The organism is Pseudomonas sp. PSKL.D1 (genome assembly GCF_028898945.1).
GTDB lineage: Bacteria > Pseudomonadota > Gammaproteobacteria > Pseudomonadales > Pseudomonadaceae > Aquipseudomonas.
The window spans coordinates 5,706,334-5,726,706 of the sequence record NZ_CP118607.1; the positions used below are offsets into that span (position 1 = coordinate 5,706,334).

The 20,373-nt window shown below is 61.2% G+C and carries 17 protein-coding genes; 10 read left to right on the forward strand and 7 right to left on the reverse strand.

Annotated features, from left to right (window positions below; all coding sequences use genetic code 11):
• Window positions 1-258 precede the first annotated feature (258 nt).
• Complete coding sequence (locus tag PVV54_RS25700) at window positions 259-1,311, reverse strand: flagellin N-terminal helical domain-containing protein (protein ID WP_274907878.1); 1,053 nt, start codon at window positions 1,309-1,311, stop codon at window positions 259-261.
• 272 nt (window positions 1,312-1,583) lie between these two features.
• On the opposite strand from PVV54_RS25700, the gene PVV54_RS25705 reads away from it, so the two are divergent.
• From PVV54_RS25705 to PVV54_RS25735, 7 genes are all read left to right on the forward strand, one after another.
• The gene (locus tag PVV54_RS25705) at window positions 1,584-2,408 is read left to right on the forward strand and encodes a motility protein A (RefSeq protein ID WP_274907879.1); all 825 of its coding nucleotides are present in this window, start codon (window positions 1,584-1,586) and stop codon (window positions 2,406-2,408) included.
• Window positions 2,405-3,250 carry an OmpA/MotB family protein gene (locus PVV54_RS25710; RefSeq protein WP_274907880.1) on the forward strand — a complete coding sequence of 282 codons (846 nt, stop codon included), beginning with the start codon at window positions 2,405-2,407 and terminating at the stop codon, window positions 3,248-3,250. Before PVV54_RS25705 ends, PVV54_RS25710 begins: the two co-directional genes overlap by 4 nt.
• Before the next feature lie 87 nt (window positions 3,251-3,337).
• On the forward strand, window positions 3,338-4,828 hold the full coding sequence (locus PVV54_RS25715; protein WP_274907881.1) for a YifB family Mg chelatase-like AAA ATPase: 1,491 nt from the start codon (window positions 3,338-3,340) through the stop codon (window positions 4,826-4,828).
• A 129-nt stretch (window positions 4,829-4,957) separates the two neighbouring features.
• On the forward strand, window positions 4,958-5,218 hold the full coding sequence (locus PVV54_RS25720) for a DUF2790 domain-containing protein (protein WP_274907882.1): 261 nt from the start codon (window positions 4,958-4,960) through the stop codon (window positions 5,216-5,218).
• A 216-nt stretch (window positions 5,219-5,434) separates the two neighbouring features.
• Window positions 5,435-6,736: an Nramp family divalent metal transporter gene (locus PVV54_RS25725; RefSeq protein WP_274907883.1), complete on the forward strand. Its 1,302-nt coding sequence runs from the start codon at window positions 5,435-5,437 to the stop codon at window positions 6,734-6,736.
• A 179-nt stretch (window positions 6,737-6,915) separates the two neighbouring features.
• Complete coding sequence (locus tag PVV54_RS25730; RefSeq protein WP_274907884.1) at window positions 6,916-7,167, forward strand: helix-turn-helix domain-containing protein; 252 nt, start codon at window positions 6,916-6,918, stop codon at window positions 7,165-7,167.
• A complete protein-coding gene (locus PVV54_RS25735; RefSeq protein ID WP_274907885.1) occupies window positions 7,164-8,360 on the forward strand; it encodes a type II toxin-antitoxin system HipA family toxin in 1,197 nt (398 codons plus the stop codon). The genes PVV54_RS25730 and PVV54_RS25735 overlap by 4 nt, the downstream gene beginning before the upstream one ends.
• A 48-nt stretch (window positions 8,361-8,408) precedes the next feature.
• On the opposite strand, the gene PVV54_RS25740 is transcribed toward PVV54_RS25735, so the two are convergent.
• From PVV54_RS25740 to PVV54_RS25755, 4 genes are all read right to left on the reverse strand, one after another.
• On the reverse strand, window positions 8,409-8,681 hold the full coding sequence (locus PVV54_RS25740) for a DUF3077 domain-containing protein (RefSeq protein WP_274907886.1): 273 nt from the start codon (window positions 8,679-8,681) through the stop codon (window positions 8,409-8,411).
• Between the two features lie 3 nt (window positions 8,682-8,684).
• Window positions 8,685-8,957 carry a hypothetical protein gene (locus PVV54_RS25745; RefSeq protein ID WP_274907887.1) on the reverse strand — a complete coding sequence of 91 codons (273 nt, stop codon included), beginning with the start codon at window positions 8,955-8,957 and terminating at the stop codon, window positions 8,685-8,687.
• A 449-nt stretch (window positions 8,958-9,406) separates the two neighbouring features.
• Window positions 9,407-9,778, reverse strand: coding sequence for a response regulator transcription factor (locus PVV54_RS25750; protein ID WP_274907888.1), 372 nt, complete (start codon window positions 9,776-9,778; stop codon window positions 9,407-9,409).
• Window positions 9,775-10,767 (reverse strand): response regulator, encoded by a 993-nt coding sequence (locus PVV54_RS25755; RefSeq protein ID WP_274907889.1) that lies wholly within the window; start codon window positions 10,765-10,767, stop codon window positions 9,775-9,777. The genes PVV54_RS25750 and PVV54_RS25755 overlap by 4 nt, the downstream gene beginning before the upstream one ends.
• 240 nt (window positions 10,768-11,007) lie before the next feature.
• Here PVV54_RS25755 and PVV54_RS25760 point away from each other — a divergent pair, with 240 nt between their 5' ends.
• On the forward strand, window positions 11,008-16,047 hold the full coding sequence (locus PVV54_RS25760) for a trifunctional serine/threonine-protein kinase/ATP-binding protein/sensor histidine kinase (protein ID WP_274907890.1): 5,040 nt from the start codon (window positions 11,008-11,010) through the stop codon (window positions 16,045-16,047).
• Window positions 16,048-16,089: 42 nt separating this feature from the next.
• Here the strand turns inward: PVV54_RS25760 and ycaC are convergent, their stop codons facing one another.
• A complete protein-coding gene (gene ycaC, locus PVV54_RS25765; RefSeq protein ID WP_217840925.1) occupies window positions 16,090-16,716 on the reverse strand; it encodes an isochorismate family cysteine hydrolase YcaC in 627 nt (208 codons plus the stop codon).
• 72 nt (window positions 16,717-16,788) lie between these two features.
• On the reverse strand, window positions 16,789-17,160 hold the full coding sequence (locus PVV54_RS25770; RefSeq protein WP_274907891.1) for a helix-turn-helix domain-containing protein: 372 nt from the start codon (window positions 17,158-17,160) through the stop codon (window positions 16,789-16,791).
• A gap of 130 nt (window positions 17,161-17,290) precedes the next feature.
• Here PVV54_RS25770 and PVV54_RS25775 point away from each other — a divergent pair, with 130 nt between their 5' ends.
• On the forward strand, window positions 17,291-18,268 hold the full coding sequence (locus tag PVV54_RS25775) for a GlxA family transcriptional regulator (protein WP_274907892.1): 978 nt from the start codon (window positions 17,291-17,293) through the stop codon (window positions 18,266-18,268).
• 132 nt (window positions 18,269-18,400) lie between these two features.
• Window positions 18,401-20,188 (forward strand): monovalent cation:proton antiporter-2 (CPA2) family protein, encoded by a 1,788-nt coding sequence (locus PVV54_RS25780; RefSeq protein ID WP_274907893.1) that lies wholly within the window; start codon window positions 18,401-18,403, stop codon window positions 20,186-20,188.
• Window positions 20,189-20,373: the final 185 nt, after the last annotated feature.

Genomic DNA, 20,373 nt, shown 5'->3' on the forward strand with positions numbered 1-20,373 from the left:
GGCAGCCTTGTGGCAAAAGGACTTTGCCCTGAATGCTATCTGCCAGTGGAGGGGGTCAAAGCCCGGATAAGGGGACGATACTGCAGTTCAATCAGAGATTGAGCGCCGCTTGCGCGGCGCATCGCGGCGGTCCGACGTTTCGGTAAATACGCTCCTACACAGGAATGCGGTCCCCTGTAGGAGCGGATTTATCCGCGATACGCCGCGCAAGCGGCGCTCGATCCAACAGGCGCAGCCGTAGCCGCGCCTGGCGCCGCATTACTGCAGCAGCGACAGCATCTGCTGAGGCATCGAGTTGGCCTGCGACAGCACCGAAGTACCGGCCTGCTGCAGGATCTGCGCGCTGGTCATGGCCGATACTTCCGTGGCGTAGTCCACATCCTGAATGCCCGAACGGGCGGACGTCAGGTTGGTCACCGTGGTGGAGATGTTGGTGATCGCCGAGTCGAAGCGGTTCTGGATCGCACCGAGGTCCGAACGCATGGAGTCGATGGTGTTCAGCGCGTTGTCCAGCGAAGTCAGGGTGTTGGTGGACTTCTTGGTCACTGCGTTGTCGGTGTCGATGGTGATGGTTGCAGTGGTGGTGGTGCCGCTGGTGGTGGTGTCCACTTCAGCCGCGTAAGTCTTGCCACCGACGGTCAGGAAGTAGTTGCCCGAGGCGTCTTGCGACAGGGTGCCGCCGCTGACGGTGGTGCCCGAGCTGTCGACGTAGCTGGTGTTGGTGGAGGTGATCGCGGTGCCCGACGAGTCGGTCAGGGTGGTGGCGGTCAGGGTGGTGTCGTAACCGTTGACGTTGAAGTCGCCCAGGCCCAGGGTTTCGGCGTTGATTTCGCTCAGCGAGATCTCGATGGTTTCACCGTCGTTGGCGCCAACCTGGATGCTGATGGTCTGGTCTTTGGCCAGTACGTCCACGCCGTTGAACGAGGTTTGCTCGGAGATACGGTTGATCTCGTCCAGACGCTGGGTGATTTCGTCCTGGATCGACTGCAGGTCGGACTGCGAGTTGGTGCCGTTGGCGGCCTGTACTGCCAGCTCACGGATACGCTGCAGGTTGTCGTTCACCTGGTCCAGCGCGCCTTCAGTGGTCTGCGCCAGGGAGATGCCGTCGCTGGCGTTGCTGCTCGCCTGCTCCAGGCCGGTGATCTGCGAGCTCATGCGGTTGGCGATGGCCTGGCCGGCAGCGTCGTCGGAGGCGCTGTTGATTTTCAGGCCCGAGGACAGGCGCTCGATCGAGGTGCTCAGGCTGCTCTCCGAAGAGCTCAGGTTTTGCTGGGCGATGAGCGAGGTGATGTTGGTATTGATCACAGACATCTTGGGGTTCCTTTCATGGTTGTGACAAACACGGTCCGGCGCACAGCACGCACAGCGCCGTTGTCTTGCTGACACCGCGAACATCGGCGCCCGCAAAACCCACCTTTAACGCCCTCGCAATTTTTTTTTGCCGGTGCGCGATACCACCCCGCCCAACCCGGTCCGCCAAGCTGGCCCGAAAAAGTGCCTGTATTAACCGGTTTGCCTGCCCGCCTGTGCCGCTATAACGCTACTCATCATTGTCAACGGCGGCTGCCGTCAACGGAGTGCCCGTGAACCCTTCCACCCTGATCGGCCTGGTTGCCAGCACGGTATTGCTGACCGTGCTGCTGGCATTTGCCGCGCAACAACCGTCACTGCTGATCGACTTGCCAGGCCTGGGCATCGTGCTGATCGGCACCTTTGCCGCCACTTGCATCAGCTACCCAATGGCCGAAGTACGGCGCATTCCCGGGCTTGTGCTTACCGTGCTGCGCAGGGAACACGACCACTCGCCCGAAGACATCGATAGCCTGGTGAATCTGGCCCGTCGCTGGATCGATGGCGACAGCCGCGCCGTGGAAAATGCCCTGGCGCAGACGCATAACCCGTTCCTGTGTTGCGGCGTGCAGTTGCTGGTCGATCAAGTGCCCGAAGAAGACATTCTCGAACTGCTGCAATGGCGCATTGCCCGCCTGCGCGCCAAGGAACAGGCCGAAGCGCAACTGCTGCGCAGCATGGCCAACTACGCCCCGGCCTTCGGCATGCTCGGCACATTGGTTGGCCTGGTGAACATGGTGTTCGTGCTGGGTGATGGTGACCTGGGCAATGTCGGGCGGCAAATGGCTCTTAGCCTGACTACCACGCTATACGGCGTACTGCTGGCCAACCTGTTGTTCAGGCCGATGGCGGTAAAACTCGAGCGCCGCACCGAGCGCCGCGTGCTGGTGATGAACATGATCCTGCACGGCATCTCGATGATGGCCAGAAAGCGCAGCCCGGGCTTGATGCGTGAAACCCTAAAGTCCCTGGTTGAGCACTACCACGACGACCTGCAGCCACCCGTAACCCGCAGGGTTGGCAAACCGCTGCTCGTAGCCTGGCGCCGACGCCCATGACGCCCTCCTCGCCCAGCAGCATTGCCGACAACCGCCACTGGCTGGCCCACCAGCGTGCCCTGGAAACCGAACTGGCCAAGGCCCGAGAACGCCAGTGCAACCTCAAGCGCACAGGCCCCGGCGGGCCTGGTGCATCGCCGACAGAAAGCGACGGCGATGGCTGGATGCTCACTTACCTCGACCTGATGACGCTGCTGCTGGTGATGGTCCTGGCCATGCTGGCGCACAATATGACCCGTGCCAGCCAGGCCCCGGCGGTGTTGCCGCCGCCTGTGGATATCTCAAGCCTGACGCACATCGACCCGCCGGGTTCGTTGCTGCTGGTACCGCCTGTGGTTGCCGAGCCAGAGCCCCAGGAACCGGTGGCGGTAGTAGAAGAGCCTCCCGTCGCAGCCACCCCGGAACCGCCCAGCAGCCCGTTGGACGAATTGCCGCTGGACCAACTCGGCAGCGACATCGAAGTTATCCACAATGCCCGTAGTGTCAGCTTCCGCATCGACAGCAGCATCCTGTTCCCGTCCGGGCAGACCGACCTCGACCCTAAAGGCATGCAAGTGCTGCAACGCTTGGCGCAGGTGCTGAGCGGCGTACCGCACCGGATTGTCGTTGCCGGGCATACCGACACGCGCACGATCCGCAATGCACAGTACCCCTCCAACTGGGAACTGTCCGGCGCGCGTGCGGGAAGCGTGGTGCGCTATCTGCAGCAACAGGGGATTGCCAGTAATCGTCTGAGTGCGGTGGGTTTGGCCGCCACCCAGCCGTTGGCGGACAACAGCAGCGCAGAGGGGCGGGCCAAAAACCGGCGGGTCGAGTTGACGCTGGAGGCTGCAAAACCCTGACGCACTCTTTTGCCATGGCCCCCTCTGGGCGCCCTATGCTTGGCAAACCGCAGGAAGCGGTTATCCACAAGCGACAACGGAGCGTCCATGTCCTTAGCCCTCGTCCACAGCCGCGCCCAGGTGGGCGTGCAGGCGCCAGCGGTCAGTGTTGAAACCCACCTGACCAACGGCTTGCCCCACCTCACACTGGTCGGCCTGCCGGAAACCACGGTCAAGGAAAGCAAAGACCGGGTGCGCAGCGCCATCGTCAATTCAGGCCTGAATTACCCGGCGCGGCGCATTACCCAGAACCTGGCGCCCGCCGACTTGCCCAAGGATGGCGGGCGTTACGACCTGGCCATTGCTCTGGGCATCCTGGCGGCCGATGGCCAGTTGCCTGTTGCAGCGCTTGCTGAAATGGAGTGCCTGGGTGAATTGGCGCTGTCGGGCAAACTGCGCCCCGTGCAGGGTGTTTTGCCGGCGGCGCTGGCCGCACGCGAGGCAGGCCGGGCGATGGTGGTACCGCGCGAAAACGCCGAAGAAGCAAGCCTGGCCAGCGGGCTGGTGGTGTACGCCGTGGGCCATTTGCTGGAGTTGGTTGCCCACCTCAACGGGCAGGTGCCGCTGGCGCCGTTCGCAGCCAATGGTTTGGTGCTTCAGAGCCAGCCCTACCCTGATTTGAGCGAGGTGCAAGGCCAGGTTGCAGCCAAGCGCGCGTTGCTGCTGGCTGCCGCCGGGGCGCACAACCTGCTTTTCACGGGGCCTCCGGGCACTGGCAAAACACTGCTCGCCAGCCGCCTGCCCGGCCTGTTGCCGCCGCTGGATGAGCACGAAGCATTGGAGGTGGCTGCGATCCAGTCGGTGAGCGGGCACAAACCGCTAACCAGCTGGCCACAACGGCCCTTTCGCCATCCGCACCATTCCGCATCCGGCCCTGCGCTGGTCGGCGGCAGCAGCAGACCGCAACCCGGCGAAATCACGCTGGCTCATCATGGGGTGCTGTTTCTGGACGAATTACCCGAGTTTGAACGGCGTGTGCTCGAGGTGCTGCGCGAGCCGCTGGAATCGGGCGAAATCGTGATCGCCCGCGCCCGCGACAAGGTGCGCTTCCCGGCCCGTTTTCAGCTGGTGGCGGCCATGAACCCCTGCCCCTGTGGCTACCTGGGCGACCCCACCGGCCGCTGCCGCTGCAGCACCGAACAGATCCAGCGCTACCGCAACAAACTGTCCGGCCCCCTGCTGGACCGCATCGACTTGCACCTGACCGTGGCCCGGGAAACCACTACCCTCAACCATCAACCCTGCGGCGAAACCAGTGCCGAGGTAGCAGCGATGGTTGCCCAAGCCCGGGGAGTTCAACACCAGCGGCAAGGCTGTGCCAATGCCTTTCTGGACCTCGACGGGCTGCGCAATCATTGCCGGCTGCAGGCGGTGGATCAAACCTGGCTAGAGACCGCCTGCGAACGCCTGAGCCTTTCGCTGCGTGCTGCGCACCGGCTGATGAAAGTGGCGCGCACACTGGCCGACCTGGACGGCAGCACGACCATCGCCAAAGCCCACCTTGCCGAAGCGCTGCAGTATCGCCCTGGCAGCACTTAATTCCGTCATGCAGGCAATCAATCCCAGCCATAGCAGCATTATATTTTGCGCACTAAATAATTGAGCGCAGTATTAGCTCCAGACAGCAAGCAGTCGTCACCCAAACCTTACTGAATCTGGAGAACGATCATGACCCTTCGCAAAGCCTTCGCCCTTACCGTTGCCACCCTCACCCTCGGTGCCAGCGCTGGTGCCTTCGCCCAATCGACCGAGGCAACGCCTTACCGCTACGGCATGAACCTGGACATCGCCAAGGTGATCAGCGTCGATAGCCCAAGCAGCGCACAAGGCCAGGTGAACACCGCCACCCTGACTTATCGCGACAGCAACGGCGAGGTTCGTCGCGTCAGCTACAGCCAGCCGAACACTTCCCTCGCCAACCAGAACTGAAGTTTCTGGAAACCTGAAAAAGGCCGCTCTAGCGGCCTTTTCACATTGCGCAGTAGTAGCCATTTAGATGCATTGGCAACGGCCCCAGTATCGGCGAGGGCTTGAGCATTATCGGCAACATCCAGAAACAACTCAGTACAATTTATAGTTGTACGACGTCCTATCTACTGTGTTCGACTTCGCCCGTTCTCACAAAAAAAACAATGGAGACACCCGATGTCGAGCATCCCTTCTGTCGAGGGCAAGGCTGCTGTACACCCTCAAAGTCGCCTTACGCGGCTAGTAAAGCTGCTGGGCCCCGGCATCATCGCCGTGCTGTCCTGGCTGGGCGCAGGTGATCTGATAACCTCGTCCGTCGCTGGCGCCAACTACGGTTACGCCATGATGTGGGTACTGGCGGTTTCGTTGCTGCTCAGGTACCTCATCGTCAACATCATCGCCCGCTTCCAGCTGTGCAATAACCAAGGCATGACCATCCTCCAGGGCTATGCGCAACTGCACCCGGTGTTTGCCTGGTTCATGCTGGGGTATGCCCTGCTGATGGGGCATTTGATGAATGCCTACATGATCAAGGGTGCTGGCGAGTCGCTGGCCATGCTGCTGCGCATCGATTACCCGCTGCTGTGTTCCATGGCCGTTGTGCTGGCGGTGTGGATGCTGGTGGGGCGCAACATCTACGCCATGATCGAAGGCGTGATGAAGCTTCTGTTGGCAGTCATGACCCTGGCCTTCCTCGCGTTGGCTGTAATGTCCGGGCCGGATGTGGCAGGTATTGTCAAAGGCACCATCGGCTTCAGCATCCCCGCTGACGAAGGCGTACACGGCGCGCTGCTGGTGGCAGTTTCAGTAATCGGCGCAGTGGCAGGTTCGGTGGCCAACTTCGTGCACCCGTACGTGATGCGCCAAAAGGGCTGGGTTGGCCCGCAGCACAAGCGCATCCAGCGTAACGACCTGCTGTTTGCCGTATTTGTCGGCATCGTTATCAACCTGGCTATCTGGATCGTAGGCGCGGAAATCCTGCGGCCCAACGGCATCGAAGTGAAAACCCTGGGCGACCTGGGCAAGGCGCTGGAAATCTTCTTCGGCCCGATCGGCTGGTACATCTTCTTCATCGGCGTATTCGCCACCCTGTTTGCCAGCATTTCCGGCAAGACCACGGCGTTCCCGATGCTGATCACCGACGCCTTCCAGCATGTGCGCCCGGAACGCCGCGAGCGTTATGGCAAAGAGTTCCACAAAGACCCGATGCACAAGTGGTTCATGCTGTTCATCCTGGTGACGCCGCTGATCTGGTCCATCCCGGGCATGCCCGACTTCGTCACCCTGACCATTGGCGTGAGCGCGCTGAATATCATCGGCCTGCCGGTGATTTCGCTGGGCCTGCTGATCATGTCCAACCAGAAGTCGCTGCTGGCCAAGGAGTACCGCAACAACCTGTTCGAGAACATCGCACTGACGTTTGCGACGGGGCTGGCGTTGTGGGTGGCGTTCCAGTTGGGCATGGAGCTGTTTGCCTGACGGGAGGCTAGTGCCGCTTGCATTGCGAGTGGTGCCTGTAACTGTTTGCTTCAGATTGAAGGGCCGCGTTGCGGCCCTTTCGCATATAAAGCCACTCAGCCGTTCATCTAAATGGGGATGGACCAAGCTCTTGGTATCGTATACGTTACATGTACGCCACAATGTCACGAATATAAGACATGGACTTTACCCTCATCACCGAACGCCTAGGTATGCAGATACGCTCTCGCAGACAAAACCTGGGGCTCACCCAGGCTCAACTTGCGCAGCGCGCCAGGCTGACGCGGCAAAAGATTATCGCCGTGGAACAGGGCTGCCTCACAGTTACCATGGTGGCTTATGCCAAGGCATTGGGCGCTCTGGGTTGCGAGCTACAAGTCGTTCCGGCCGTGATGCCTACCCTGGACGAAATTCAGGGGATGTTTGAATGAGCACATCCTTGGCTGTTGCAACGCCGGAAGGGGAAAGCGGAACAATTCTGACCAGTTCAGGCGACTTCCTGTTTCGCTATGGAGCCCACGCCGACAAGGCAGCAGCTGTCAGTTTGCTCATGCCAGTTCGAGCAGAAGAGTATCGACAACGAGAACTTCACCCAATCTTTCAGATGAACCTGCCAGAGGGCTACGTGCTGGAGCAGTTGCGCAACCGCCTGGCAAAAGTTGTGCACGTAGACCCCATGCTTTTGCTGGCACTCTCTGGCAGCAGTTCGCCAGTGGGGCGAGTTCATGTCAGCTCGCGTTTGGTAGACACATTGCTCGAACGCCAGCACTTCCCTGGTGAAAACCTGAGTGAAATCCTGGCATGGGACGGCTCACACGATATTTTTGCCGATTTAGTCGACCGCTACATCTTACGCGCAGGTATCTCCGGCGTGCAGCCGAAGGTTTTGGTTCCAGAGCAAGCTGATGCAGGTGAGCAACGCTTCACATCGAAAACCTCCGAATTGATCATCAAAAGTGGTCGGGATGAGTATCCCGGCCTGGCAATCAATGAATTTCTCTGTATGTCCGTGGCTCAGGCCGCTGGTATTCCCGTGCCGCCGTTCTTTCTTTCAGAGAACTCAAAGCTGTTTGTCATGCGTCGTTTCGACAGAGACGAGCAGAATCGTCCGATCGGGTTCGAGGACATGACAGCACTCATGGGGCTCGCGGCTGATCAGAAGTACAGCAAAAGCTACGCAGCTATAGCCAAAGCCATTCGATTGTTTTGCGCCCCCGAGACCGTACAAACATCGCTCGACCAGTTATTTGAAATGGTGGTTTTGAGCTGCATTGTCGGCAACGGTGATGCCCACCTCAAGAATTTTGGCCTGCTGTACTCTAGCCCTACACAGAACGATGCCCGCCTGGCACCGGCCTATGACATCGTGAATACCACCGCTTATATCCCTGAGGATGTGCTGGCATTGTCTCTGTCAGGCAACAAGTCACTGTTTGCATCCCGCCTGGGCTTGCTGGAGTTTGCAGAAACTTGTGGTATTGAGCAGCCAGCAGAAATTATCAGGAAGCAACTGACCGCTCTGGAGCGAGTGCTGGCCAGTGCGCCGCAGCTTTGCGAACAAGCGCCACAGGTTGTTGCGGCCATCAAACAAAGCGCTGGCCCGTTTGTTCAGTCATTCGGGTAATGTCCTCTCAAAACCACCGGGGCCGGCATTGCCAGCCCCGGACGCCGGTCAGTGCGACCGGTTTCGGGCCATTTCGATGTCGTTCATCAACGCCTTGGCCAAGGCACTCAGATAGTCCGTTGCACCTAGCAGTTTGTGGTCATCTTCCATATCACCTTCGCGAACAAGGTGCTTGATGTAGCCCAGCAGGATCGAAACCTGCTGGTAGGCGTCATCAACGGGAATACCCGGCTGCACACGGAACAGGTCTGCAGGCGGATTGCCCGCATCGAGGCAGGTTTCCACGCCGATGGTGGTAAGGATCTTGGGTGCGTCCGCCATGCCTTATGCCTCCTCACGCTGTTGCTCATCGAACATCGCCAACACATGTTCCACCAGCGTATGGGCTATTTCGCTGGCATGCATGGCGTTGCCCAGCATGTTCAGGCCGGGTTCGCCGGCGCGGGCGCGGGAGTGTTCGTCGATGGTTTCGATGACGCCACGCAACAGTTGGCTGGCGTGAGCCAAGGCGTCGGATGGATGCATCTCGGTGTGGACGGTGAAGAAGGGGCTTATGGGGGGTTTCGGGCGGGGTGGGTCGGGGACGATCTTTTTCATGACACTCTCCTGGATTCAACTCAAGGAAACTGCCACTTCAACCTTTCTCACGGATTGGGGTGGCAGCCGTACGCAGGGTGAGAAACCGAGCGAATCCAGGAAGACCCGGCCAGACAAAGTCTGCCCGCGTACAGCCGCCATAGCGTAGCTACGGACTGAATTCGATATTCGGGTTCTCACACCCGGTCACCGAAGCGACCCAAGAACGTTATCCCTGTGGCATTTCCACGCCAATATCGAAACTTCAGCAGCGGCTGTAGGATAGTTCTGAACGAACTGAAATCTGAAGCATTTGGTTTCAAGTTAGGAAAAGTCTTACGGCTGATGCGGTCGAGGTAGGAGCGGATTTATCCGCGATGGGCGCAAAGCGCCCCCGGTTGTCAAATTGAGTTTTGTGGTGTGGCGTAGATCGAGCGCCGCCGCGCGGCGCATCGCGGATAAATCCGCTCCTACAGGTTGGGGTGCGCCAATGCTTCCTCAATCACCTTAAGCAGCGCCTCTTCCGCAAACGGCTTACCCAAACACCCCACCGCACCATTACCCATCGCCGCCGCAACCGCCCCATCATCCCAATGGGCAGACATGCAAATCACCGGTAACCGCCAGCCCCGCCGCCGCAACTCACGCTGCACATCCAACCCCGTCAGCCCAGGCATCTTCAGGTCCAGCAGCACACACCCGGCCTCCTGCAACGGGCCGGCGCACAGCAGTTCTTCACCCGAGGCAAACAACAACGTCGAATACCCGGCCGAACGCAGCAGGTTGGCCAGGCTCTTGCGCACCGAAGCATCGTCATCAACGACGCACACCCATTGGCTCATGGGGCGCTCAATCGCTCGGGCCGTGCCTCGATGACGTTGTGCATGGCCACCAACTCGACCAGCGACCGGGACTGCATCTTGTTCATGATGTTCTTCTTGTGCACCTTGGTCGTCACCTCGCTGGTGCCGATTTCCCTGGCAATTTCCTTGTGTGACAGGCCGCCGACTACCAACGAGAACACCTGACGCTCGCGCTGGGTCAGTTGCTGATACTTTGCCTGCACCTGCCGCGCATGCCGCCATTTGCGCCCTTGCACCACGGCGCGGGCACGCACCGCCTCAAGCAGCGTAAGCAACTGGCCTTCGTCGAATGGCTTGGTCAGAAACTCCACAGCCCCGGCGCGCATGGCCTGGACGGTCATTGGTACAGTGCCGAAGCCGCTCATGAACACGATCGGCCAAGGTAGATCGAGCCGCCGCAACGCCTCTTGCACTTCAAGGCCACTGGCCTCGGGCAGGTGCATGTCCAGCAGCAGGCAGGCACACGAGGTGTTCAGCCTGGCGTCGAACAGCGCTTCAGCGCTGCTGAACAACTGGTGCGGAATGTCCTGCGAACGCAGCAAGCGGCCCAGGGCCGTGCGCACCGATGGGTCGTCGTCCACCACCAGTACCGGCACGCTCGCGTGGTCACTTTCTTCGTCGAGGGGCTCGGGGGGCGTTGCCAGCGGAGATTGCCCAAGTGCCGTGGCCGGCACATCGAGCACGATGTCGGCAGCCAGGCGATAACCGCGACGCGACACGGTCTGAATCAGCCCACGATCACCAAAAGCCTTGCGCAGTAGCGACACCTGCACCTGCAAGTTGTTGTCCTCGACCACCGTACCGGCCCAGACCTGGCTGAACAGCTCTTCCTTGCCGACTACCCGGCCTTTGGCCTTGATCAGCGTGGCCAGTACTTCAAACGCACGCCCGCCCAACGGCACTGGCTTGCCGTCAAGAAACACCTCTCGCCGCTCCAGCGAGACCTGTGCCTTGCCTATTCGGATCATGCTTTCCCCTCACCGGCCCTGGCGGTTGTAAAGCCCCGTGCAATCTAGGCGTACGTCCGCGCGCTGACAATTATCCCGAGGGATAGGTTGGTCTTTGGACTATACAAGCGCCGGCCCATGGCAGGGGGGCAATAACGGTCAACATGGTGCCCGTTCCTGCCAAGCCGGCCGCATGCGCCAAGGCCCGTGATCTGGCTGCGTATACTCGCGCCTCAGGATGTCGCTAGCAGGGGGTGCTTTATGCTCGATGAACGCCTTGCACACAGGCCCATCGATTACGACCAATCGGTGGACGAAGGCTGGTTGAACCGGTGTGACATCACGCAACTGGGCCAAGAGGGTGAGCTTACCTGGTTCCGTTTGTGCGACCCGGCCTCGCGCCAAGCCTGGCTGGCCGTGCGCGCCCCTGTCGAGGCGCCAGCGGCCTGCCAACGCCTGGAGCGCGACTACCGCCTGCAGCTGGACCCACAATGGGCCGTCATTCCCTCAGCTTTCGTACGCTCTGCAGAAGGCCCGCTGCTGGTCTACCCGACAGGCCGTACCCTCGCCGACCTTATTGCCATAGGCCAGGCAAGCCTTGAGCTTTTCTTCAGCATCGCCGTCAACGCCGCCACCACCTTGGCCCTGGCCCACGAACGCAATGTGCTGCACGGCGCGTTGCAACCGGAGCACATCTGCATCCAGCGTGGCGAGCATGTCAGGTTGGGGGGCTTTCGCGCCGACACGCCGGAACTGGTCAGCGAGCAAGGCACGGCCATCGGCAACTGGTCGTACCTAGCGCCTGAACAGGTGTGCCCGCACGGTTCCAGCAGCGACCGGCGCAGTGATGTCTATGCACTGGCCGCAATCCTGTACCAATGGCTGTTGGGCGAGTTGCCGCTGGCCGGCCGTGACACCCAGCATTGGCGCCAATTGCATGCAGGCGTACAGCCACGAGCGGCCAGCGAAGTGGATAGCAAGGTGCCGCCAGCCCTGTGCCAAATCCTGGCCAAAGCACTGGCCAAAGAGCCGGACGCCCGCTACCAGACCGCCCGTGCACTGGCCATCGACCTGCAGCACTGCCAGCGCCAGTGGGCCACGACCGGATGCATTGTGCCGTTCGTGCCAGGCTGTGCCGACCCTGTTTCGCCAAACCGCGAGCGCCTGTATGGCCGCGAAGCAGAGCAGAAGGCCATCACCCTGCTGCTCAAGGCTTTGCACCGCGACAGTACGCCGCAAGCCCTGCACATTCAGGGTGCCGCTGGCATGGGCAAATCCAGCCTGGTGGAAACCACCCTCAAAGGCAGCGCGCAGGGTTACTGGGCCAGCGGCAAGTGCAACAGCCCCGAACAAAGCGTGCCATATGCCCCCTGGGTTGAAATACTGAGCTCGCTGACCACACAGCTACTGGCAAAGAGCGCGACCGAACTCGACAACCTGCGCCGCGAAATCCGCCGCCGCATCAAAGGCCATGGCCGCTTGCTGGCCAAGCTCGCCCCGGAAATACAGCTGATCACCGGGCCATTGCCCGCGCTACCACAAAAGCCGACACGGCTGGCGCTACAGAAAGAGCTGCGTGCAGTTGTCGACTTTCTGCGTGTGCTCTGCCGCCCGGGGCAGCCCTTGGCACTGTTTCTGGACGATATGCAGTGGGCAGACCCAGCCACCCAGCACCTGCTTGCGCACTTGCTTGCACAACCACCAAGCAACCTCCTGCTGATTTTTGCCAGCCGCACCGAGGCCACGCCTGCCAATGGTCCGCAACCACTGCGCAGCACCACCCTCAACCTGCGCCCACTGGGCGTGGGCGCCGTTACAGAGCTTGTCGGCGAGCGCTATCACGTGGACCCGCCTGCCGCCTTGCAGGTAGCGGAGTTGGTGCACGAGAAGACTGCCGGCAACCCGTTTTTCATCAACCAGATCCTCGATGCCATGGTCGAGGACCAGCTTTTCACCTTCGACACCCAGGCGATGCGTTGGTCCTGGTGCTTGCAAGCCGTCGCCCGGCATCGCTACGCCGACAATGTCGCCGACCTGATGATCCACCGCCTCGCTCGCCTGCCCGCCACCCAGTGCGATGTGCTACGCACCGCCAGCGCTGCGGGTGTGCGCTGTGACGAACGCTTGTTGCGCCGCCTGCTCGACCTGCCCGCCGGGCAACTGGCCCGTCACCTCAAGGCACTGATCGCTGCCGGCTTTTTGCTGCCAGGGCAAAAGTGCCTGGCCTTTGCCCACGACCGCGTGCAGGAGGCGGCCTACGAACTCACCCCTGCCCGCCAGCGCGCACCCTTGCATGCCCGCATTGCCCAGGCAATGCGCGAGATCTGGCAGCACGACATCCACGACGCTGTTTTCGATATTGCCAACCAGGTGCAGCGCGCCAGCCCGCGCGCATTTGAGGCAGATGAATGTGAGCAGTTTCTGAACGTGCTGCAGGATGCTGCCCTGCGTGCCCGCGAAAACGCCGCGTACGAGCAGTGCGCGGGCTACCTGCATACTGCCGAAACACTGCTGCGCCTGAGCGCCACGTGCGAAACCCAGGCCACCCACGCCTTTGCCATCGCCTGCCTGGCAGCGGAGTGCGACATGCAGCTATCGCGCATGCCGAAGGCTGAAGCACGGGTTTTAGAGTGTCAGCAACGTGCACGGTCCACTCTCGACAAGGCGCGGGTGTGCAAGCTGCAAGCCCAGTTGCACACGCTGCAAGGCGATTACGAAGCCGCCATCAACGCGGCACTGGGCGGCCTGGAGCTACTGGGCATTTCCCTGCCTCGCGGCCTCGACGCTTTACAGGTCGAAGCCACTTACAGGCATGTTCAGGCGCTGCTCGAACGTAAGGGGCGTCACTGCCTCGAATCGTTGCCACGCACCGATTCGGCTGAAGTGACCGTTGCCGTCGCTTTACTGGCAAGCCTGTCGTCATCGTTTTACGTACGCGACGATATCTGCTTCCTGCACCTGGCCAAACTGGTTGAGCTTTCGTTGCTCCATGGTGTCGCGCCAGGCAGTACCTATGGCCTGGCCTGGTTTGGCGTGATGAGTGCTGAACGCTTTGGCGCTTACCACGATGGGCACGCATACTGCCTGGCGGCATTGAAACTGATCGAGCGCCATGGGCTTGAAACCGACTTGACCAGCGCCTTGCTGGCACTGGATCAGGTAAGTGCCTGGACCACGCCCATCGAGTTCGCCCGTCACACTGCGCTTGAAGCTGTCGACTCGGCACGCCTGAGCGGTGACCTGGCCATGGCCTGCTATGCCTGCAACCACCTGGTTTCGGACTCACTGTTCATGGGCCGGCACTTACAGGAAGTGGCCGAAGAAGTGCAGCAAGGCCTGAGTACCGTGCGCCATTATGGCTACCACGATGTAGAAGTGATTTTGCTGGCGCAGCAGGGCTTTGTGGCCAGCATGACCGGCACCCCGTTCTCGGCGTTGGCCGCAGCGTCGAAGTCTCCCACCACAGCATTCTTCAGGCACCTGTTCAGCGCCATGGCTGCCTTCCACCTGGGCAACGTCCAGCAGGCACTCCAGCACCTGGCGGGCGCCGGCGAAAATGCCTGGGCAGCCCCGGCCCACATCAATCTGGCCGACTATCACCTTTTTCAGGGCCTGATCCTGGGTACCCCGGAAGCCCCCGGTGCCCTCGCCGACAAGCTGGCAACGCTGCACGCCCTGCGAGAACGCTTTGCCCTCTGGGCAGATTTCAACCCGGCTACTTTCCGCAACAAGGTGCTGCTGATCGAGGGTGTGATTGCCAAACTCGAAGGTGACGGCCTCGCCGCCATCCGCTGCTTCGATCAGGCGCAGATAGCCGCCACCGCAGCGGGTTTTATCCATGAGCAGGCCATCGCTCATGAGCAGTTGGCGGAAGTCTGCATACCCAGCGGGCTGATTTCCGGCGCCAATCTGCACCTGCGCATCGCCCGTGACTGCTTCCAGATCTGGGGGGCGGCAGGCAAGGTACGCCAGCTCGAAACCCTGCACCCTTTCCTGCGTACTCAGCCGATTCAGGAAACCCGCCACTCCACCAGCCAGGCCCGGCTGGACCTGGAGGCCGGCATCAAGGCTGCGCGGGCACTGTCCGAGGAAGTGCTGCTCGAGGGCCTGATCGAAACGCTGATGGGCCACCTGACCCAGCACTCCGGAGCCGACCGGGGCGTGCTGCTGATTGTCAGCGGTGCCGAGTTCCAGATGGCCGCCCTCGCCAGCATCGATGACACCGGGCTGCACGTGAGCATGGACAACTGCCAGAAATTCATGACCCAGGCGCCACTGTCGATCATCAACGCCACAATGCGCACGCGCAAACCGCTGGTGCTGAACGATGCCCTCAACGACTGCCCCGAAGCGTTCCGCCAGGAGCTGCATGACCGTAATGCGCGCTCGGTGCTGTGCTTGCCACTGGTTATCCAGGGTGTGCTGATTGGGCTGGTGTACCTGGAAAACCGCCTGGTACCCAACCTGTTTGGCAGCCAGCGTTTGGCAATGCTGGAAATTCTTGCTGCCCAGGCGGCGGTATCGCTGCAAACGGCCAAGTTCTATACCCGCCTGGCCGAAGACAACCAGAGCCGGGCACAGATGGAAGCAGAACTGCGCCAATCGCGTGCCGAACTGGCACGCAGCGCGCATTTGCAGGTAATGAACGAACTGTCGGCCTCCATCGCCCACGAAATCAGCCAGCCACTGCTCGGTATAGCGTCCAATGCAGCGGCCAGCCTGCGTTGGCTGAAGCGGGCTAAGCCAGACCTTGATGAAGCAATGGCTGGCCTTGAGGACATTCGCAGCGACAGCGAACGCGCCGCCAACATCGTGCGGGCGCTGCGCTCACTGGCCAAGCAGTCGCCGATGCAGTTGAAAGCGGTGCAACTGGATGAGCTGATCCTGGAAGTGGTGCGTTTGACCTGCGCCGATGCGGCCAAAAGCGCGGTTCACGTGGAAACCCGCTTGCAAGCCGGGGTTAGCGTGATGGCGGACCCGGTACAGATTCAGCAACTGGTGTACAACCTGATCACCAATGCGCTGGAAGCGCTTGCAGGGTTGCGCAGCGATGGCGAACTTCACATCAGCTCTGAGGTTGTGGCTGGGGCTGTGGAGATCTGCGTAGACGACAACGGGCCGGGTATTGCGCCGCAAGAACGCGAGCAGGTGTTCGGGGCGTTCTACACCACCAAGGGCGAGGGTTTGGGCATGGGGCTGGCGATTTGCAACTCGGTGGTGCAGGCCCATGGTGGGCAATTGCAGGCGCAGGTTTCGCCGTTGGGCGGATGCCGCATTCGGTTTACCTTGCCGATTGCTTGAAACCTGCACGAGCCCCCTTTCCGGGGCCCGTGCGGGTTTGCATCAACGGGCAGTCAACGCCGCGTAGCTGTTCATCAAGTTGCGATAGTTGGGAATGCGCTGCGACAGCAGGTTACCCAGCCCTTCGATGTCATTGCGCCAGTCACGGTGCAGCTCACAGGCCACCGAGAACCAGTTCATCATCTGCGCACCGGCCTGGGTCATGCGCACCCATGCGGCTTGCTGCACGGTTTCGTTGAAGGTGCCGGACGCATCAGTCACCACGAACACCTCAAAACCTTCGGCCAGCGCCGACAGGGTCGGGAACGCCACACACACGTCGGTTACCACACCGGCAATGATCAGTTGCTTGCGGCCGGTTGCCTTGATCGCCTTGACGAAATCTTCGTTGTCCCAGGCGTTGATCTGGCCTGGGCGGGCGATGTACGGCGCGTCCGGGAACATTTCTTTCAGCTCTGGCACCAACGGGCCGTTGGGGCCTTGCTCGAAGCTGGTGGTGAGGATGGTTGGCAGGCCAAAGAACTTGGCCAGGTCGCCCAGCGCCAGCACGTTGTTCTTGAACTCGTTGGGCGAGAAATCCTGCACCAGCGAGATCAGGCCGGTCTGGTGGTCAACCAGCAGTACTACGGCGTCGTCTTTGTTCAGGCGCTTGTAATCGGGTTGGCTCATGGGGTGACTCCTTGGATGGGTGGAAGGGGTCGGTACTGCCCGAAACGGGCTATACCGCAGGATAGATCCCGCTTAAGAAAGCGCATGTTCACGCGTCGCCTGGCGCCAGGCCTTGGGCGGCTGGCCAACCAGGCGGCTGAATGCGCGGGTGAAATGGGCCTGGTCGCAAAAGCCGCATTCCAGGCTCACATGGGTAATCGGGGCTTCGGTTGCCAGCAGGCGCTTGGCTTTTTCCATGCGCGCCAGCAGGCGCCATGCCTGGGGCGACAGGCCGGTGTTGACCTTGAAGGCGCGGGAGAAATGGCTGCGGGTGAGGTTGCACACACCGGCGATTTCGATGATCGACAGCGAACTGCGCAGCATCAGTTCCTTGGCCTGGTGCAGCCGTGCGGGGGTCAGGGCGCCAGGGGCTTGCAGCAAGTCTTGGGGTGTCCCAGGGTTCATGGCGACTCTCCTGTTCAATGGGGAAAGTCTCGCCCTTGGGGCATGACAAAGTCCTGAGGCGAACCTGAATAGTTCTTAATTGTGCGTATACCGTAATATGAGCGCTGGGCAAGTTTTCAGGGTTTGAGGTATGCAGGAAAATCGCGCTCACCGCACCGTGGCCATGGTGTTGTTCAACGACGTGCTGTTGCTGGATGTCACCGGGCCCATGGATGCGTTTGCCATTGCCAACCGGTTTCTGCCTGCTGAGCGGCAGTATCAGTTGCTGACATTGGCCGAAAGCCAAGGGCCAATTCGCAGCTCATGCGGATTGAAGGTCATGGCCGACCTGCAATTGAACGACTTGCCCGCGGCAGTAGACTTGCTGCTGGTGCCAGGCGGGCCGGGCGCCTACGACGTCGCCCTGCCCGAGCTGGAACGCTGGCTGCCTGACGCCGTGCAAAGCGCTAAACGCTTTGGTGCAATCTGCACCGGGGTATTTCTGCTGGGCCGAGCCGGGTTGCTGGGCGGCTACCGTTGCACCACGCACTGGAATTACGTTGAGCGCCTGGCCAACGCGTTCCCCGATACCAAGGTGGAAACCGAGCAGATCTACGTGATAGATCGCAACCTGGTGACGTCCGGGGGCATCACGGCAGGCATTGACCTGGCCTTGGCCATTGTCGCTGAAGACCATGGCAAGGCACTGGCACTGGAAGTAGCCAAGGTACTGCTGGTGGCAAGGCATCGTCAGGGCGGGCAAACGCCCTACGGGCCACTGCTGGCAGCGGTGCCGCGCGACGGCTCGCCGACTGCCCGGGTGCAGGCATACATCGTCGATCACATCGACCAGGCCTTCACCGTGCAGAAGATGGCCGACTTGGTAGCGATGAGCGCGCGTAACTTCGCCCGGACTTTTCAGCGTGAGGTGGGCATCACGCCGCTGCAGTACCTGCAGAACGCTCGCATCGACCGGGCGCGTAAATTGCTGGAGGGCAGCGAACTGGCGCTGAAGGTGGTGGCCGCACAGTGCGGGTTTGGCAGTGACCGGCATATGCGCAAAGTGTTTTGCGAGCGGTTGGGGATGACGCCGGCACAATATCGGGCGCAATTTGGTGGGGGCGAATAGGCCCACCACGCTGTCACTTTTTTCAAGACAATCAGTCTCGGCTAATGCTGATTGTCTACCACCCCTGCATTCCTCAAAATTGTCCTCCACACTGTTCTAATGCTGCCCCGGCAGCTCATGGAGTACGAGCCAATGCCACACGAAGGCAGCCTTCTGCAAACCGCGGTGATCTTCCTGCTCGCCGCTGTCCTCGCCGTCCCCCTGGCCAAGCGCCTGCAACTGGGTGCCGTGCTCGGTTACCTGCTGGCAGGTGTTGCCATCGGCCCGCAAGCGTTGGGCCTGATCCGCGACACCGAAAGCGTCGCGCACATTTCCGAGTTGGGCGTGGTCCTGCTGCTGTTCATCATCGGCCTGGAGTTGTCGCCCAAGCGCCTGTGGCTGATGCGCAAGTCGGTGTTCGGCGTGGGCACCGCACAGGTGCTGCTGACCGGCGCAGTGATCGGTGCCATTGCCCTGTTCGGCTTCAGCCAGTCGCTGGCGGCCGCCATCGTGCTGGGTCTGGGCCTGGCCCTGTCGTCCACGGCCCTTGGCCTGCAAAGCCTGGCTGAAAGCAAGCAGCTCAACGCGCCCCACGGCCGCCTGGCCTTTGCCATCCTGCTGTTCCAGGACATCGCCGCAATCCCGCTGATCGCACTTGTGCCGCTACTGGCCGCCAGCGGCCCGGATACCAGCCATGGCGACAGCCTGGAGCATGGCCTGAAGGTGTTCGCGAGCATCGCCGTGGTCATCGTCGGCGGGCGCTACCTGTTGCGCCCGGTGTTCCGTATCGTGGCCCGCACCGGTTTGCCGGAAGTGTCCACCGCAACGGCGTTGCTGGTAGTCATAGGCACGGCCTGGTTGATGGAAGAGGCTGGCGTTTCCATGGCCTTGGGTGCCTTCCTTGCCGGCCTGCTGCTGGCCGACTCGGAGTACCGCCACGAACTGGAATCGCAGATCGAACCGTTCAAAGGGCTGTTGCTGGGGCTGTTCTTCATCAGCGTCGGCATGGGCGCCAACCTGCGCCTGCTGCTGGAAATGCCGCTGGTACTGTTGGGCCTTACGCTACTGCTGGTGGCAGTAAAACTGGTGCTGCTGATTGGCGTCGGCCGCCTGGCCGGTGGCCTGAACAGCGCCAGCGCCCTGCGCCTGGGCATGGTGCTGGCCGCCGGTGGCGAATTTGCCTTCGTGGTGTTCAAGCTGGGCAAGGACCAAGGGCTGTTCGATACCCAGACCTACGACCTGTTGCTGATGACCATCACCCTGTCGATGGCCATTACCCCGCTGCTGATGCTCGGCTGCGCCCGCGCCCTCAAGCGCCCGCAACCGCAACGTGAAGTGCCCGAGCAGTACAAGACCATCGATGCCGGCACGCCGCGCGTGGTGATCGTCGGCATGGGCCGCATGGGGCAGATCGTCTCGCGCATCCTGCGGGCGCAGAAAATTCCGTTCGTAGCGCTGGAAACCTCGGTGGATGCCATCGAAATGACCCGCATGTTCGAACAGGCCCCAGTGTTCTATGGCGACCCCTTGCGCCCGGAGGTGCTGCATGCGGCCAAGGTGGGCGAAGCGGAGTACTTCGTGATTACCACCGATGACCCCGAAATCACCACCCGCACGGCCGAACGGGTCAAGCGCCTGTATCCGCACCTGAAAGTGCTGGCCCGCGCGCGCAACCGCCAACATGTGCACAAGCTGGTCGATGTGGGCGCCGAGCCGATTCGCGAAACGTTCTATTCCAGCCTGGAAATGACCCGGCGGGCGCTGGTGGGCCTGGGCCTGAGTGATGATCAGGCAGCGGACCGGATCGAGCGCTTTGCCCAGCATGACGAAGAGGTGCTGGAAGCACAGGGCCAGGTGCGTGATGACCGCGCCAAGGTGATGCAAACGGCCAAAGAGGCTCGGGTGGAGTTGGAGCGGTTGTTTGAGTCGGATGCGGATTAGAAATCGCTAATACGAATTTTGAAGAGGGCTGATGCCCTCTTTTTCATTTCCTGCCTCTGAAAACTCCATTTCCTACGTAATTCAGTTATCCGAGGAAATGCCCTACAGCCTATGTCGACACCCGTCTGATTGTCCGGGGCAATCCGTCTCCTTAGGCTCACTTGGCTAACGTCGCGCCAGCGATG